This is a genomic window from Alicycliphilus denitrificans, from assembly GCF_044792555.1.
Taxonomy (GTDB): domain Bacteria; phylum Pseudomonadota; class Gammaproteobacteria; order Burkholderiales; family Burkholderiaceae_C; genus Alicycliphilus; species Alicycliphilus denitrificans_A.
The window spans coordinates 2,747,082-2,763,245 of sequence record NZ_CP126238.1 but is presented as its reverse complement, the minus strand read 5'-3'; the positions used below and the strand labels follow the sequence as shown (position 1 = coordinate 2,763,245).

Here is a 16,164-nt window from a genome sequence, read left to right as displayed (position 1 = left end):
CCTGTGTCATTGCGCCATCTGCAGGGCCTGGACGATGGCCTGCGCAAGCTCCCGGCCCATGGCAGCGCCACTTGCGCCGGTCAGCACCTGCGGCCGGGGCGTGCAGTGCGTGGCGCATGCGTTCCAGGCCTGCGCCGGGACCGATGCCAGCCGCGTCTGCAGGCCTTCCTGCAGCGCCTGCAGCAACGCGCGTTGCTCCGCAGGCGTCATGGCCGGCAGTGACAGCCTGTCGATGTGCAGCAGCACGCGTGTCATGGCAGGCCTCGCAGCGCCAGTGGCGTGAAGGAGCGGTCGTGGCGTGCCATTTCCTGCTGTGCCGCGCCCAGCAAATGCGCCATGCCGATAGCGCAACCCGCCTCGGCCGCGTGGAATGCCGCGTGCAGCGCGATATTGCGGATGCTGCCGCCGGCCACCTGCAGCCGGGCCAGCGCGGCAAAGTCCAGCGTGTCCGTCGGGGCCGTGGCCGGAAACACCTTGCGCCACAGGGCCTCGCGCTCCGCCAGGTCGGGAAAGGCAAAGTTCACGACAAAGCGCAGCCGCCGCAGAAAGGCAGGATCCAGGGCGGCCTTGAAGTTGCTGGTCAGGATGGCCAGGCCCTGGTAGCTCTCCATGCGTTGCAACAGGTAGCTGACCTCCACGTTGGCATAGCGGTCGTGGCTGTCCTTGACCTCGCTGCGCCTGCCGAACAGCGCATCGGCCTCATCGAACAACAACACGGCGCCGGAACCCTCGGCGGCATCGAACACCCGGCGCAGGTTCTTCTCGGTCTCGCCGATGTATTTGCTCACGACTGCGGAAAGATCCACGCGGTACAGGTCCAGCCGCAGCGCATGTGCCAGCACTTCGGCCGCCATGGTCTTGCCGGTGCCGCTCTCGCCGCAGAACAGCGTTGCGATGCCCAGGCCGCGCGTGCCTGGCGGGCCGAAGCCCCAGGACTGGTGGACTTGCTCGCGGTGCCTGACATGGGCCACGATCTGCCGCAGTGTGGCCATCTGGGCCGCGGGCAGCACCAGATCGCTCCAGCCGCTGCGGGTCTCGATGCGCTCGGCCAGGCCCTGCAGGCCGTTGCGCAATTGTTTGCGGCAATGCTCCCAGACCTGCTCGACGTCCGCATCGCCACGCGCCAGCGCCGGCGCGAGCCCGTCGGCCGCCTCACGGATGCTGGCGGCGCTCATGCGGAACTGGTAGGCCGCGGCGGCCAGCCTGCAGTGCTGGTTGTCGGCGATGGCCGGCAGCGCCTGCCGCCACAGCGCCAGGCGTTCGGCCGCGGCTGGCATGGCAATATTGAAGCGCAGCTGGGCACGCTCGGTGCTTGGCGGCTGGCGCGCGGCGAGGAACACCAGCCCGCCGATCCGGGCGACAAAGCGTGCCCCGGCCACTGTGTCTTCGTCCATCTGCACGAGCAGCGCAGCCTGCATCAGCGCGGCGTCGCGCTGCCACAGCGTCGCCAGCCATTGCAGCGTCGCGCCGTCCTGCGGCAGGTCCGCAGCGTGCAGCCGGTACAGGCGGTAGCCCAGCGCGCTAGCGACGTTGCCTGCGATGTCGGCCAGATCCTCGGGGGCCTCGCCCAGCAGCACGGCGATAGGCGGCGGCGCCGGGCCAGCGCGCAGCGTTTGCGCGATATGTGCCGCATCGGCCGCATGGCTGGGCGCCAGGGGGTGGGGCGACACGGGCCGCAGCAGTGCCTGCAGCCGTGCGTCCAGATGGTTCACACCGGCCAGATAGTGCAGTATGCGTTCGTCGGCACGCAACCGGGCTTGCAGGATGTTGTCGTCGCCCAGCGGCTGCAGCAGTTGCCAGCGCCGCAGCGGGCCCACGGGCGCCAGCGCGCTCCAATGGGCATCTGGCAGCCGCGCCAGGGCCAGGCCGAAGCTGGGCCAGGGGCGGTCGGGTTGCGCGCGCGCGCAGGCGCTGGCGACTTGCGCATCCATGTCGGCGCCGGCGGCGAGCAGCAGCAGGTCGCGCTCAAAATGGCTGAGATCGAAGGCATCGCACAGCACATCAATCGCTGCCCTGATGCGCAGCGCATCCCGCAACCGTGCGCTGTCGGCAGTCCCCGCTTCGGTTGGGCGCCCCTCCAGCAAGCCGCCGAGGCGCTGGAATTCGGCGCCGAGCAGCTGCTGGTTGGCTGCGCCCCAGTCCAGGGCCGCAGGCGCAGCGGCAGTGGCATCCGGCGCATCAAGGCCGATGGCGTCGGCTGGGGGCTGCGGCAGCAAAGCGGCGTTCATGTGAACTCCACCGTCCGGTTCAGGAAGTGTGGCAGCGCCGGCGGCTCGTAATCCATGTCCACGATGGGACTGTCTATGCCGTCGATGCGCAGGCGCGCCAGGTGCACGCCAGGGCGCGCCTGGGCCACGGGGAAGATGCGGCTGCTGGGCGTGGCGCCGGCGGTCTGCGGCAGGTATTCGTCGTTGTCCAGCACCAGCACGGCGCGCTGGTCGGCGCGCAGGTCCGGCGTGAACGTGATGGGCACGCTGGCGGAGCCGTCGGGCGCGCGGGCCACACTTTGCGGCGTGCTGGTGATGCGGGGCGCCAGCGTCAGTGGCAGCGGTGGCGTCTCGTGGTCGCGCATCCGGCCCTGCAGGTCGGGCCGCGTCACGCGCAACGCCACCCGGTATGCGCCGGCGGGCAACGCTGCCTGCAACCCCGCCAGAGAGAATGCCGCCACCTGGCCGGCTGGCATATTCGGCGCGGGTGGCAGCGCCGGCAGGATGTGTTCGATGCCCAGGCGATCCTCGCGCAGCACGACCTGGCGGTTGGCGCCATCGAGCAGCCTGCCGTGCAGCAACACGGTGTCGCCGATGGCCGCGACCGGCTGGCCCAGCGGGGGGGCGACGTGCGTCAGCAGGGGCGTGCGTGGTTCAAGGTCGGCCTGCACGGCGATGCCGGCGTCGCGGCCGGTGGCGCTGTCCAGCGGGCCCCGGGTGAGCACCGGCAGGGGCGTGCGGGCCGGCCTTTGCGCCTGGATCAGCACCACCGAGGCGATGTAGGCCATGCTGGGCCGCAAATGGCTTTGCGTGGCGGTCCAGAGTTGCGACGTTTCCTCGCTGCTCAATATGTTGGGGGTCAGCTTGATGAGTTCGACCTGATCCGCGAGGCCCGCGTCGGCCAGCGCGCGCAGTGCCGGGGGCAGGCTCGCACCGACCGCAGGCGATGGGTTGAGTGCGGTGCGGATGGCGGTGCGCGTGAGCAGCGGCGTCTCGTGCAGCAACTGCATGGCGTAGCCGAGCAGGATTTCGGCATGCAGATCGGCGCCGCTGTAGGCCGACAGCAGGTAATGCAGGTCCAGCGCCAGCGGCGGGTTGGCCAGGCGCGTGCGGCCGCTGCCGTCGCGCCCCGGCAGGCCCTCGTTGCGCCAGCCCGGGTTGGGCGTGGCCATGTACAGGAACAGGTTGAGCTGCGAGGCCTCGGGCGTGCTGGCCGTCACCACGCGGTCGGGAGCCTGCACGCTCACGCTGACGCTCGACCCCAGCACGCCGCTGATGTTGTGGTTGATCAGCCCGTCGTTGAGCAGGTCGCGCAGCACCGCGGTCACGCCGGCGATGGCCAGGGCCGTGCTCATGATGGCTCCTTGCGCCTGGCGAGGTAGGCGTCCAGCGACAGCGGCTGCGTGCGTTCGCGTGCCTGGCGTCTGGGTGCCTGGGGCTCGGGAGCGGCGGTGGTGACTTCGATGCGGTCGATGTGGATATGCACCTCGGCCGCATCGGCGCGCTTGAGCGGCGCGGTGAATGGCTGGGGCCGTGGCAGTGGCGTCAGCGCTCCCGGCGCATCGGCTGCCTCGGGATGCAGCTTGCCCTGCGAAGCCGATGCGGCGGCGCTTGTGCCGGCAGGGCCGCGCCCGCGCTGCAAAGGCAGCAGCGGCGCCGGGTCGGTCGCTGCCAATGGGCCCGGCGCCGGGGTGTTGGCCGTGGCGGCGCAAGGGGTGTCGGATCGCATCACCTGCGGTACGCCATCCGTACCTGGTCGCCCCATGCTCGCGGCCTTTGCACCGATGGTCGTGACGGGTGTGTGCTGCGGCCGGGATGGCGTGGTGGTGGGTTGGTGGCTGTGCATGTCTGCCCTCAGCGGTGCGTCTGCCGCCATGGGTGCAGGGGCTTGCGTGTGCCTTGCCACGGGGGGCTGGCCTGCGCCCGTTTTCCTGGAGGGCGGCGGCGCGGTGCGTGCGTCAGGTACCTGGGGAGAGGCCTCGGCCATGCCCGCCGCATTGCCGGCAAACGGCAGGCGCGCATCGCTGCGCAGTGCCCAGGCGCTGCCGGTGGCGCGTGCGGCCAGGCGCTGCAGCAGGCCGCTCATGACATGCCCTCCACCAGGGCCAGGTAGTGCGCGCGCCGCGCTGGCGACAGTGCCAGGATCTGCGCCTCGCTCCAGCCATAGGCGCTGGCGAGGCTGTGCACGTCGTGCAGCAGCAGCCCCGCGCGGGCGGTGATTTCGTCCCACAGCAGGGTGGGCATGTCCAGTTGTGCCATGTCTTCCTGGCCGCAGGCCACGCAGTTCAGGGTGAAGGCGAGATCGGCCTGCGGGTCCAGCGCCTCCAGCGCGTCTTCGACCTGCGTGCGCGCGGCCGCGTCCAGGCCGGCACTCTGGCCGGTGAGCGTGCAGCGCGCGAGCAGCGCCTGGGCCGCGGCGTCGGGTGGCAGATCGGTCACGGCGGCCAGGTCGCGCAGGCTGGGGGCGCGCACCTGCAGGCCGGCGACAGCGGCAGTCGGCGCGCAGGGCGGGGCGTCGTCCTCGGGCGGCGCGCCTTGCAGCAGCTTTGCCACATCCAGCGAGAAGGCCAGCCGCTGGCCGCAGTGGCGGCAGTCGGCATGGGCTTCAATGTGCGGGCCGAAGTTGGCGGCGCGCAGGCGCAGCAGGCTGGCTCCTATGGTGCCCAGCGGCAGGTCGGCTATTGATTTGGCCGGCCAGTCGGGGCGGGCAGTGGCCGTCAGCAGGGCGGCACGATCGAGCATGTGGCGCGGCATGCCGCGCTCCCACAGCGACAGCAGTTCAGCGGCGCCCAGCACGCGCATGACAGGACCTCCGTGCTCACACCGGTTCCGTGAAGCTGGGCTCGGACGGTTCGCCTACGTCGTAGTCGCGCTCCCAGCCCTCGTTTTCAAGCTTGATGTGCTGGATGGCCACGGCGTTGGCGTTGGCGTCCAGGTCCGGCAGCGCCTGGTACTCCGACACCCAGCAGCGAAACACTTTGTAGGCCAGCGCGAGCTGGCCGGCCTCGTTGTAGACCTCGATGATGAGGTCCTTGCGGAAGTCCTTCAGCGAAACCTCGGCGCCCAGGCCCGAGCCGAAGTTCCAGACCTTGTTGGCCCATTTCTCGAATTCAGTGTCGTGCGTGACGCCGCGCTCCAGCGTGATGGCCTCGTACTTGGTGCGCCCGGGCGACTTGCGCGAGGTTGATGGATCGCCCCCTTCGCGGTGCTCCACGGGCTCGGTGCTGCGCTTCAAGGCGCCGACCTTGGAGATGCCGGCCACATATTTGCCGTCCCACTTGACGCGGAATTTGAAGTTCTTGTACGGATCGAAGCGGGTGGCGTTGACGCTGAACTGTGCCATGTCGGTTCTCCTTCGTCAGGCCTGGATCTGGCCCGCCATCTGCTGGATCTTGATGACCACGAATTCGGCGGGCTTGAGGGGGGCAAAGCCGACGACCACGTTCAGCACGCCGAGGTTGATGTCGGCCTGCGTGGTGGTCTCGCTGTCGCACTTGACGAAATAGGCCTCGCGCGGCGAGCGCCCCTGGAAGGCCCCCTGGCGGAACAGCCCCTGCAGGAAGGCGCCGATGTTCAGCCGCACCTGCGCCCACAGGGGCTCGTCGTTGGGCTCGAACACCACCCACTGCGTGCCGCGGTACAGGCTTTCCTCCAGGAACAGCGCCAGGCGGCGCACCGGCACATACTTGTACTCGTCGGCCTGCGCGTCCGAGCCCTTGAGCGTGCGTGCACCCCAGGCCACGCGGCCATAGGCCGGGAAGTTGCGCAGCGCGTTCACGCCCTTGGGGTTGATCTGGCCGTTTTCGAGATCGTTGAGTGGCGTGGCCAGGTCGAGCACGCCGTTGAGCGTGGCATCGGTGCCCGCGGGCGCCTTCCATACGCCGCGGTTGGCATCGGTGCGCGCGTAGACCCCGGCCATCGATCCCGAGGGCGCCATGGCGCGCGGGCGCAGTTCGTCGAGCGGATCGACCAGTTTCACCGCGGGGAAGTACACCGCCGCGTTGCGCGATTGCGTGACGCCGTTGGCCCAACTGGCGATGTTGGACAGGTTCTTGCCCGAGGGCGCGTCCACGATATAGAAGGCGCGGCGCTTCTCGCACAGATCCACCGCCGCGGGAATCACCGCCGCGGCCTGCAGGTCCGTCATGTCGTAGGTCTCGGGGATGCTCAGCAGGTTGAACAGGTCCACGTCCTGCAGGGCGTGGATGCCGGTCTTGCCGCTGGCGCTGCCGACGATTTCGTTGGCGCCGGCGCGCGCGCCATCGTTACCCTTGGTCGGGGGCACCAGATTGGCGGTGTCCACGGGGCGGTGCTGGGCGTTGCCCGTGAACTCACGGCCTGCGTTGGCCAAACCCAGGTGGATGCTGCCCGACAGCCCGCCCAATGCGCCCCCTGCGATCACCACGCTCGAGGATTCACCGCTGGTGAGCGACGAGAGCTTGAGGCAGCCGCTGCCGGCGCTGCCGTCGGCCAGGGATTCGGCTGCCTGCAGCATGGCGGTCAAGCCGGCCGTGCCTATGGCCGTGTTCACTGCGGTGACCAGGGCCGCCATGTTGGCGGGCGCCGGCCCGGTCAGTGTCAATCGGAAGGTGGTGCTGCCGTCGACTACGCCGGCAAGCACCAGGTCCGTGGCCGTGAGCGGGAAGGTGATGGCGGTACTTACCGCAAAGCCCGCCTGATTGAAGGTCAGTCCGCCCTTGCGCTTGGCCCTGACGAGCGCCGACGCATTGTTCACCACCGCCTCCACGTAGCGGGGCGATGCGGAGTTCATGTCCAGGTTGCGGTGCGTTTCCAGGGGCAGCAGCGTCACGCCGTCGGCCTGCAGCTGCGAGACGACGAGGTTGAACTGGGCATCGGGGTTGAGTGCGCCGGCACGGCTGACGGTGATGCGCAGGTCGTTGCCCCAGGTGCCCGGGTTGGCTGCCGTCACGTCCAGTACCGCGACCGAGGCATCCTGCAGCGTCCACGCGGCAGAGGCATGGCCCGTGGCCACGCGCACGATGATGGCCTGCGCGCCGCCATTGGCAAAGAACTGCCGTACGCCGTAGGAGACGGGACTGTCCCTGTCGAGTCCGCCATAGGCGCGCTCGAAGTCGCTGAAGCTCGTCACCGGCACCGCCTTGTCGGGCACGCCCTTGCGCGTGTAGCCCACGAAGGCGGTGATCGACGTCGCCACCCCGGTCAGGGTGCGTACGCCGCTGGGCAGTTCCTCTATATAGACCCCTGGATAACTGAGCGCACTCGGCATATATCCTCCAATCGGTCAATCGACGATTAGCGCGCCATGCGGCTGCGCTCATGCCCTCCGGTTATTTGTTTTGGTTCCGTTCTTTTGTTTCAATGTAAGTAAACACTGGCTCTGATTCTCTAGTCCTGCCAATGCAAGTCAATGGATGCTTGCATTTGCTGACATCAATTGGCGGTGCCTAACAATTTGGGTCAGGGCATGGTCAGCCGCTTGAGCTGGTAGAGCGCATCCAGCGCCTCGCGCGGGCTCAAGGCGTCGGGGTTGATCTGCGCCAGGGCCGATTCCACCGGGCTCACCGCTTGGATCTCGGGTGCGGGCGGCGGGGCGAACAGGTCTACCTGCAAATCATCTTCGCGGGCGCGCTCCTCCAGCGCGGCCAGCGTGTGGCGCGCGTGGTTCAGCACGGCGGCGGGCACGCCGGCCAGTTTCGCCACCTGGATGCCGTAGCTGCGGCTGGCTGGGCCGGGCTGGATCTCGTGCAGAAAGACGATGTCGTGGCCTGATTCGGTGGCGCCCACATGCACGTTCATGGCGTGCGGGTGGCGCGCCGCCAGTTCGGTGAGCTCGAAGTAATGCGTGGCGAACAGCGTGAACGCGCGGGTCTTGTCGTGCAGGTGCGTGGCGATGCCGCTGGCCAGCGCCAGGCCGTCGAAGGTGCTGGTGCCGCGGCCGATCTCGTCCATCAGCACCAGGCTGTGCGGCGTGGCGCCGTGCAGGATCTGCGCCGCCTCGGTCATCTCCAGCATGAAGGTGGACTGGGCGTTGGCCAGGTCGTCGGCCGCGCCGATGCGCGTGTGGATGGCGTCGATCGGCCCCAGGCGGCAGGCCGTGGCCGGCACGTGGCTGCCCATGCTGGCCAGCAGCACGATCAGCGCCACCTGGCGCATATAGGTCGATTTACCGCCCATGTTGGGGCCGGTGATGATCTGCATGCGCGTGTTCGCATGAAGGCGCGTGTGGTTGGGAATGAAGGCGCCGCTGGATGTCTCTGCCAGCCTGCTTTCCACCACCGGGTGGCGGCCGGCCTCGATGTCGATGCAGGGATGATCCACGAACTGCGGCGCGCACCAGTCGAGCGTGAGGGAGCGCTCGGCCAGGCAACAGAGCACATCCAGCGTGGCCAGCGCCTGCGCCAGCCGCGTGAGTTGCGGCACATGGGGCTGCAACTGATCCAGCACCTGCTCGTAGAGCCATTTCTCGCGCGCCAGGCCGCGCTCCTGGGCCGACAGGGCCTTGTCCTCGAAGCTTTTCAGCTCGGGCGTGATGAAGCGCTCGGCGTTCTTCAGCGTCTGGCGGCGGCGGTAGTCGCCCGGCACCTTGTCCGCATGGCTGCTGGTGACCTCGATGTAGAAGCCGTGCACCTTGTTGAACTGCACGCGCAGGTTGGGAATGCCGGTGCGCGCCTTCTCGCGCGTCTCCAGTTCCAGCAGGAAGTCGTCGCAGTTGTTCTGTATGGCGCGCAGCTCGTCGAGTTCGGCGTCGAAGCCCGGGGCGATCACGCCGCCGTCGCGCACCAGCGCGGCGGGCTCCTCCTGGATGGCGGCGCGCAGCAGCGCCGTGCAATCCGCGGGCGGCTGCAGCCGGCTGAAGATTTCAGCCAAAAACGGCTCTGGCGCTTGACTGTTATGCGCCAGCAGCTCTGCTTTTTGTAGTGTATTACACAGCGCCACCAGCTCGCGCGGGCGCACCTGGCGCAGCGCGATGCGCGCGGTGATGCGCTCCACATCGCTCACGCCCTTGAGTTCGGCGCGCAGCAGCTGCCAGGGGCCCTGGCGGCTGCCCGCGCCACGCAGGGCCTGCGTCGCGGCCAGGCGCTGGCGCGCGTCGCTGCGCTCGCGTGCGGGCTCCAGCAGCCAGGTCTTGAGCAGGCGGCTGCCCATGCCGGTCATGCAGGTGTCGAGCAGCGAGAACAGCGTGGGGCCGTCCTCGCCGCGCAGGGTCTTGACCAGCTCCAGGTTGCGCCGCGTGGCCAGCGGCAGGTGGATCAGCTCGCCACTTTGCTGCACGCGCACGCCGTGCACATGGGTGAGGGCGCGGCCCTGGGTGTGCTCGGCGTACTGCAAGAGCGCGGCGGCGGCGGCATGGGCGTCGTGCAGGCCCTCCGCGTTCCAGGCCTGCAGGCCGGCCGCGCCCAGGTGTTCGAGCAGCTTGCGCTCGCCTAAAGCAGCGTCGAACTGCCAGTCGGGGCGCAGGCTCATGGGGCAGGCGAACAGGCCGCCCTGGCGCAGGCCGGTCAATTGCTCCTCGAAGCGCTGCGTGATGCCGGCGCTGTAGATCAGCTCGCTGGGCGCAATGCGCGCCAGCCAGCCGCCCAGCTCGGCCTGCGTGCATTCGGCCAGGTGCACCACGCCCTGCGTGACCGAGAGCCAGGCCAGCCCGCAGCGCGCGCGCGCGCCCTGGTGCAGGGCCAGCAGCACGGACTCGCTCTTGTCGGACAGCAGCTCGCTGTCGGTGAGGGTGCCGGGGGTGACCACGCGCACCACCTTGCGCTCCACCGGCCCCTTGGCCGCGCCCACCTCGCCCACCTGCTCGGCAATGGCGACCGACTCGCCCAGCCGGATCAGCCGGGCGAGGTAGTTCTCCAGCGCATGGAAGGGCACGCCCGCCATGGTCACGGGCTGGCCGGCCGACTGGCCGCGCTGCGTGAGCGTGATGTCCAGCAGCCGCGCGGCCTTTTCGGCGTCGGCGTAGAACAGCTCGTAGAAGTCGCCCATGCGGTACAGCAGCAGCGTGTCCGGGTGCTGGGCCTTGAGGGCCAGATACTGGGCCATCATCGGCGTGTGCGCAGAAACTTCTAGTTTTTCCATATAAATCAGTAAATTACAGTTTCTTCTCCGGCTTCTTTGGAGAAGGTGTGTGCCAAATTTTTCCAGATTCTGTACGGCCTCTCTCACGCTTTCGGCGCCCGGAGCCCGGCAGGTTCCAGCAAATTTCTGCGGCGACAATCCGTGCTCGCATTGGATGGCGCTTTATGAGCTTGCGCCAGTAGTAGATGCCGTTTGAGAGGCTGAGAGTCACGGGCATCGAAGCCGTGCCGCTAATCAGGTTTTTTTGGCGTCTGGCGCTTATCCATAAATCGCCATAGGCTAGTATTTTTATAGCATGAACGACCAACCCATCCACGACCTCCCCGATCCTGTAGCCGACGATGGCCTGGGCAGCTACGCCCAGCGCGCTTACCTGGAGTACGCCCTGTCCGTCGTCAAGGGCCGGGCCCTGCCCGATGTGTGCGACGGGCTCAAGCCCGTGCAGCGGCGCATTCTCTACGCCATGGAGCGCATGGGCCTGTCCTATGGCGGGCCCGGCGGCAACACGCCGCCCAAGCCGGTGAAGAGCGCGCGCGTGGTGGGCGATGTGCTGGGGCGCTTTCACCCGCATGGCGACCAGTCGGCCTACGACGCGCTGGTGCGCCTGGCCCAGGACTTCAACCAGCGCTACCCGCTGATCGACGGCCAGGGCAACTTCGGCTCGCGCGACGGCGACGGCGCGGCGGCCATGCGCTACACCGAGGCACGCCTGGCCAAGATCACCAGCCTGCTGCTGAGCGAGATCGACATGGGCACGGTGGACTTCCAGCCCAACTACGACGGCAGCACGCAGGAGCCCTGCCAGCTGCCCGCGCGCCTGCCCTTTTCCCTGCTCAACGGCGCCAGCGGCATTGCAGTCGGTTTGGCGACCGAGATCCCCAGCCACAACCTGCGCGAGGTGGCCGGCGCCTGCGTGGCGCTGGTGAAGAACCCGAATCTCGCCGACGAGGAGCTGTTCGCCCTGATCCCCGGCCCGGACTACCCCGGCGGCGGGCAGATCATCAGCAGCAGTTCGGACATCCAGGACGCCTACCGCAGCGGGCGCGGCAGCCTCAAGGTGCGTGCGCGCTGGAAGATCGAGGAGCTGGCGCGCGGCCAGTGGCAACTGGTGGTGACCGAGCTGCCGCCGGGCGTGTCCACGCAAAAGGTGCTCGAGGAGATCGAGGACATCAGCAACCCCAAGGTCAAGACCGGCAAGAAGGCGCTCACGCAGGAGCAGACGCAGTTGAAGGGCGTGATGCTGGCGCTGCTCGATGGGGTGCGCGACGAGTCGAGCAAGGACGCCCCCGTGCGCCTGGTCATCGAGCCCAAGACGGGTAAGGTGCCGCAGCAGGACTTGATCACCGCGCTGCTGGCGCATACCAGCCTGGAGACCTCGGCCCCCATCAACCTGACCATGGTGGGCATAGACGGCAAGCCGACGCAGAAGTCGCTGCGCCAGATGCTGGTGGAGTGGGTGGCCTTCCGCCAGGCGACGATCACGCGGCGCAGCCAGCACCGGCTGCAGAAGGTGCTGGACCGCATCCACATCCTCGAAGGGCGCGCCCTGGTGCTGCTCAACATCGACGAGGTGATCGCCATCATCCGCGCCAGCGACGAGCCCAAGGCGGCGCTGATGGCGCGCTTCAACCTGTCGGAGCGCCAGGCCGAGGACATCCTGGAAATCCGCCTGCGCCAGCTGGCGCGGCTGGAGGCGATCAAGATCGAGCAGGAGCTCAAGGAGCTGCGCGAGGAGCAGGGCCGGCTGGAGGACATCCTGGCCAACCCGGCCTCGCTGCGCCGCCTGATGGTCAAGGAGATCGAGGGCGACGCCAAGCTGTTTGCCGATGCGCGCCGCACCCTCATCCAGGCCGAGAAAAAGGCCGTGGCCGAGGTCAAGGTGGTGGACGAGCCGGTCACCGTCGTGGTATCGCAAAAGGGCTGGGTGCGCACGCGCCAGGGCCATGGGCATGAGGCCGCGGCCTTTGCCTTCAAGGCCGGCGACGGCCTGTACGCCACCTTCGAGTGCCGCACGGTGGATCAGCTCATCGCCTTTGGCAGCAACGGGCGCCTGTATTCCGTGCCCGTGGCGCAGCTGCCCGGCGGGCGCGGCGACGGCCAGCCGATCACCACGCTCATCGAGCTGGAGGCCGGCACCCAGGTGCGGCATTACTTCGCCGGGCCGCCGCAGGCAGCGCTGCTGCTGGCCGGCTCGGGTGGCTATGGCTTCGTGGCGCAGGTCGAGCACATGGTCTCGCGCAACAAAAGCGGCAAGGCCTTCGTGACGCTGAGCGAGGGCGAGAGCCTGTGCGCGCCCTCGCATGTGGCGGGCACGAGCGCCAGCGCGCCGCTGGCCGACGCCACCCATGTCTGCTGCGCCTCGGTGGGCGGGCGCATCCTGACCTTCGACATCAACGAACTCAAGACCATGGCCAACGGCGGGCGCGGCCTGATGCTGATCGCGCTGGAGGACAAGGACAGCCTGGCCGGGGCGGCGGCCTATACGCGCAGCGTGCGCATCTCGGGCCTGGGCCGCGGCGGCAAGGAGCGCGAGGAGCAGCTCGAAATCCGCAGCCTGAACAACGCCCGGGCGCCGCGCGGGCGCAAGGGCAAGGCGGCGGACCTGGGCTTCAAGCCGGCGGCCGTGCTGCGCGTGGAGTGATTCAAAAAAAAGAGCTGCCAGCGCACACCACCACTGGGTTTGATGGTTAAAACCATCGAAACCCAATGTGTGCCAAGCGCTGGCAGCTCCTGTTTTTGCGAGTTACTTCAGTCGATCTCGGCGATCAGCTCGATCTCCACGCAGGCGCCCATGGGGATCTGCGCCACGCCGAAGGCGCTGCGCGCGTGCCGGCCCTTGTCGCCGAACACCTCGCCCAGCAGCTCGCTGGCGCCGTTGGTGACCAGGTGCTGCTCGGTGTAGTCGCCTGTGGAGTTCACCAGGCTCATCAGCTTCACGATGCGCTGCACGCGGTTCAGGTCGCCGCCGGTGGCGGCGTGCAGCGTGCCCAGCAGGTCAATCGCCACGGCGCGCGCGGCGGCCTTGCCTTCCTCGGTGCTGAGGTCCTTGCCGAGCTGGGCCGCCCAGGGCTTGCCGTCCTTGCGCGCGATGTGACCGCTCAGAAAGACCAGGTTGCCGGTCTGCACGTAGGGCACGTAGGCGGCGGCGGGCACGGCCACCGGCGGCAGGGTGATGTCGAGTTCTTTCAGCTTGTCGTAAACGCTCATGGCAGTCCTTAAACACAAATAAACACAATTGAACAGGGTGCGCCGCCCGTGCTGCCGGCCGGCGCTGGAAGGGCGCATACCTTAGCATGCGCCCATGCTTGCACAACAGCCTGGTGGAGGGAGCGCTGACGCGGCCCGGACCGCGGCAGTCCCTTTGCCCGTGCCCGGGCATGCGGCGCGCCCATGGCATCTGCCGGCGGCCTTGCTGGGCGCCTTGCTGGGGGTGGCCCTGCAATTGCAGCAGCCGGCCTTGTGGCCATGGCCGGCCTATGCGGCGTTGCTGGGCGCTGGCCTGTGTACGGTGCTTGCGCTGGCCCATGCGGCGCAGCGCCAAGGCGCGCGGCGCTGGCATGGCGCGGGTGTGCTGCTCATTGCCGCCGCCCTGGTCTACGGCCTGTGCGGGTTGCGCGCCGCGGCCTTTCTGGCCGATGCCCTGGCGCCCGAGCTGGAGGGGCGCGACCTGCGGGTCACCGGCGTGATCGCCGCCATGCCGCAGTCGCGCGAAACCGGGCTGCGCCTGCGGCTGGCGGTGGAGTCGGCGCGGCTCGATGGCACGCCCGTGCGCGTGCCGGCGCTCATCGATCTGTCCTGGTACGCCAGCACCCCGGGCGACGGCGCGCAGGCGGCGGTGCCGGACGAGGTGCGGCCCCCGCCCGCGCTGCAGGCGGGTGAGCGCTGGCGCCTCACGGTGCGGCTCAAGGCGCCGCATGGTGGGCGCAACCCGCATGGCTTCGACTACGAACTGTGGCTGTGGGAGCAGGGCGTGCAGGCCACGGGCTATGTGCGTACCGGCGCGCGCCTGGATGCGCTGCACGGCCCGCCTGAGCGGCTGGCCGCCACCTGGCAGCATCCCGTGGAGCAGCTGCGCCAGCGCGTGCGCGACGCCATCGTGCGGCGGGCCGCCGCGGCCGACATGGCCGGGCAGCGCGCCATGGGCGTGGTCGCGGCCCTGGTCACGGGCGACCAGCGTGCCATCGAGCGCGCCGACTGGGAGCTGTTCCGCGCCACGGGCGTGGCCCACCTCATGAGTATCTCGGGCCTGCACATCACGCTGTTCGCCTGGCTCGCGGCCGCGCTCATCCAGCGGGCCTGGCGCCGCTCGCAACGCCTGTGCCTGGCCCTGCCCGCGCCCACGGCGGCGCTGGTGGGCGGCGTGCTGCTGGCCGCGGCCTATGCGCTGTTTTCCGGCTGGGGCGTGCCGGCGCAGCGCACGGTGGGCATGCTGGCCACGGTGGCGCTGCTCGGCCTGTCGGGGCGGCGCTGGCCCTGGCCCCAGGTGTGGCTGCTGGCCTGCGCCGTGGTGCTGGCGGCCGACCCCTGGGCCTTGCTGCAGCCGGGGTTCTGGCTCAGCTTTGTTGCCGTGGGGGTGCTTTTTGCTACGGATTCGGGAGCTATTGGCGCCCGTCCATCAAGCGTAAAAGGCCATTTTCATGCATTGCTGCGCGAGCAGTGGGTGGTGACGCTGGCGCTCACCCCGCTCACGCTGCTGCTGTTCGGCCAGGTCTCGCTCGTGGGCCTGCTGGCCAATCTGCTGGCGATTCCGTGGACCACGCTGGTGGTCACGCCGCTGGCGCTGCTGGGCGTGCTGTGGGCGCCGCTGTGGCAGGCCGCCGCCTGGTGCGTGCAGGTTCTGTCGCTGCCGCTGCAGTGGCTGGCCGCCTGGCCCTGGGCCCAGCTTGCCCTGCCCATGGCGCCGCTGTGGGCCGGCGTGGCGGCCGTGGCCGGGGGCACGCTGCTGGCGCTGCGCCTGCCCTGGGGTTGGCGTGTCCTGGGCCTGCCGCTGCTGCTGCCGGCGCTGTGGTGGCAGGCGCCGCGGCCCGCACCGGGGCAGTTCGAGCTGCTGGCGGCCGACGTGGGCCAGGGCCAGGCTGTGCTGGTGCGCACGGCGCGCCATGCGCTGCTGTATGACGCTGGCCCGCGCTACCACCAGGACAGCGACGCCGGCGAGCGCGTGCTGGTGCCGCTCCTGCGCGCCCTGGGCGAGCGGCTGGACCTGCTGGTGCTGAGCCACCGCGACAGCGACCACACGGGCGGCGCCGCCGCGGTGCTGAGCGCACAGCTCCGGGCGCGGCTGCAGGGCTCGATCGGGGCCGGCCACGTGCTGCAGGCGCTGCGCCCGGTAGAGCCCTGCGCGGCAGGGCAGGGCTGGCAGTGGGACGGCGTGCGCTTCGAGATGCTGTACCCGCCGCCGGACATGGCCCCCGCCCCAGCGGCAGCACCCGGCGCCAAGGCGCCGAAGTCCAACGCGCTGAGCTGCGTGCTGCGCATCACGGCCGCGGCCGAGGGCGGGGTGCCGGGCGCCTCGGCCCTGCTGGTGGGCGACATAGAGCGCGCGCAGGAGCAGGCCCTGGTGGCCGCGGGCGTCCCCCTGGCGGCCGATCTGCTGCTGGTGCCGCACCATGGCAGCAAGACCTCGTCCAGCGAGGCCTTTGTCGCTGCCGTGCGCCCGCGCCTGGCCCTGGTGCAGGCCGGCTACCGCAACCGCTTCGGCCACCCCGCGCCCGAGGTGGCGGCGCGCTACCGGGGGCATGGCATGGCCCTGGTGCAGACGGCGCAATGCGGTGCGGCGCGCTGGTCCTCCAGCACGCCGCAGGCCGTGCACTGCGAACGCGAGGCCGCGCGCCGCTATTGGCACCATGCCTGGCCCCTTGGCGCGCAGTGATCAGGAATTCCCGCATGTGCAGTCGGATGCCGG

11 protein-coding genes are annotated in these 16,164 nt (G+C 69.5%); 2 read left to right on the top strand and 9 right to left on the bottom strand.

The features are described 5' to 3' along the window. Nucleotides 1-6: 6 nt before the first annotated feature. The 8 genes from P7644_RS13130 to mutS all read right to left on the bottom strand — a co-directional run bounded on the left by P7644_RS13130 (nt 7) and on the right by mutS (nt 10,262). Nucleotides 7-255, bottom strand: coding sequence for a hypothetical protein (locus P7644_RS13130; RefSeq protein WP_404299714.1), 249 nt, complete (start codon nt 253-255; stop codon nt 7-9). After that, nucleotides 252-2,228 (bottom strand): ATP-binding protein, encoded by a 1,977-nt coding sequence (locus P7644_RS13125; RefSeq protein WP_404299713.1) that lies wholly within the window; start codon nt 2,226-2,228, stop codon nt 252-254. Before P7644_RS13125 ends, P7644_RS13130 begins: the two co-directional genes overlap by 4 nt. Beyond that, nucleotides 2,225-3,562 carry a DUF4255 domain-containing protein gene (locus P7644_RS13120; RefSeq protein WP_404299712.1) on the bottom strand — a complete coding sequence of 446 codons (1,338 nt, stop codon included), beginning with the start codon at nt 3,560-3,562 and terminating at the stop codon, nt 2,225-2,227. The genes P7644_RS13125 and P7644_RS13120 overlap by 4 nt, the downstream gene beginning before the upstream one ends. Continuing rightward, nucleotides 3,559-4,293 carry a hypothetical protein gene (locus P7644_RS13115; protein ID WP_404299711.1) on the bottom strand — a complete coding sequence of 245 codons (735 nt, stop codon included), beginning with the start codon at nt 4,291-4,293 and terminating at the stop codon, nt 3,559-3,561. Before P7644_RS13115 ends, P7644_RS13120 begins: the two co-directional genes overlap by 4 nt. After that, the gene (locus tag P7644_RS13110; protein WP_404299710.1) at nt 4,290-5,009 is read right to left on the bottom strand and encodes a hypothetical protein; all 720 of its coding nucleotides are present in this window, start codon (nt 5,007-5,009) and stop codon (nt 4,290-4,292) included. The genes P7644_RS13115 and P7644_RS13110 overlap by 4 nt, the downstream gene beginning before the upstream one ends. A gap of 16 nt (nt 5,010-5,025) precedes the next feature. Continuing rightward, entirely contained in the window at nt 5,026-5,550 is a 525-nt protein-coding gene (locus P7644_RS13105) for a phage tail protein (RefSeq protein ID WP_404299709.1), read from the bottom strand. A 15-nt stretch (nt 5,551-5,565) separates the two neighbouring features. Then, nucleotides 5,566-7,455: a phage tail sheath family protein gene (locus P7644_RS13100; RefSeq protein WP_404299708.1), complete on the bottom strand. Its 1,890-nt coding sequence runs from the start codon at nt 7,453-7,455 to the stop codon at nt 5,566-5,568. 191 nt (nt 7,456-7,646) lie between these two features. Next, complete coding sequence (gene mutS / locus P7644_RS13095) at nt 7,647-10,262, bottom strand: DNA mismatch repair protein MutS (RefSeq protein WP_404299707.1); 2,616 nt, start codon at nt 10,260-10,262, stop codon at nt 7,647-7,649. Nucleotides 10,263-10,557: 295 nt separating this feature from the next. On the opposite strand from mutS, the gene parC reads away from it, so the two are divergent. Next, nucleotides 10,558-12,903 carry a DNA topoisomerase IV subunit A gene (gene parC / locus P7644_RS13090; RefSeq protein ID WP_404299706.1) on the top strand — a complete coding sequence of 782 codons (2,346 nt, stop codon included), beginning with the start codon at nt 10,558-10,560 and terminating at the stop codon, nt 12,901-12,903. 107 nt (nt 12,904-13,010) lie between these two features. Here parC and P7644_RS13085 read toward each other — a convergent pair whose 3' ends face one another. After that, complete coding sequence (locus P7644_RS13085) at nt 13,011-13,469, bottom strand: RidA family protein (protein ID WP_404299705.1); 459 nt, start codon at nt 13,467-13,469, stop codon at nt 13,011-13,013. A 202-nt stretch (nt 13,470-13,671) separates the two neighbouring features. Here P7644_RS13085 and P7644_RS13080 point away from each other — a divergent pair, with 202 nt between their 5' ends. Beyond that, nucleotides 13,672-16,131: a DNA internalization-related competence protein ComEC/Rec2 gene (locus P7644_RS13080; protein WP_404303198.1), complete on the top strand. Its 2,460-nt coding sequence runs from the start codon at nt 13,672-13,674 to the stop codon at nt 16,129-16,131. Nucleotides 16,132-16,164: the final 33 nt, after the last annotated feature.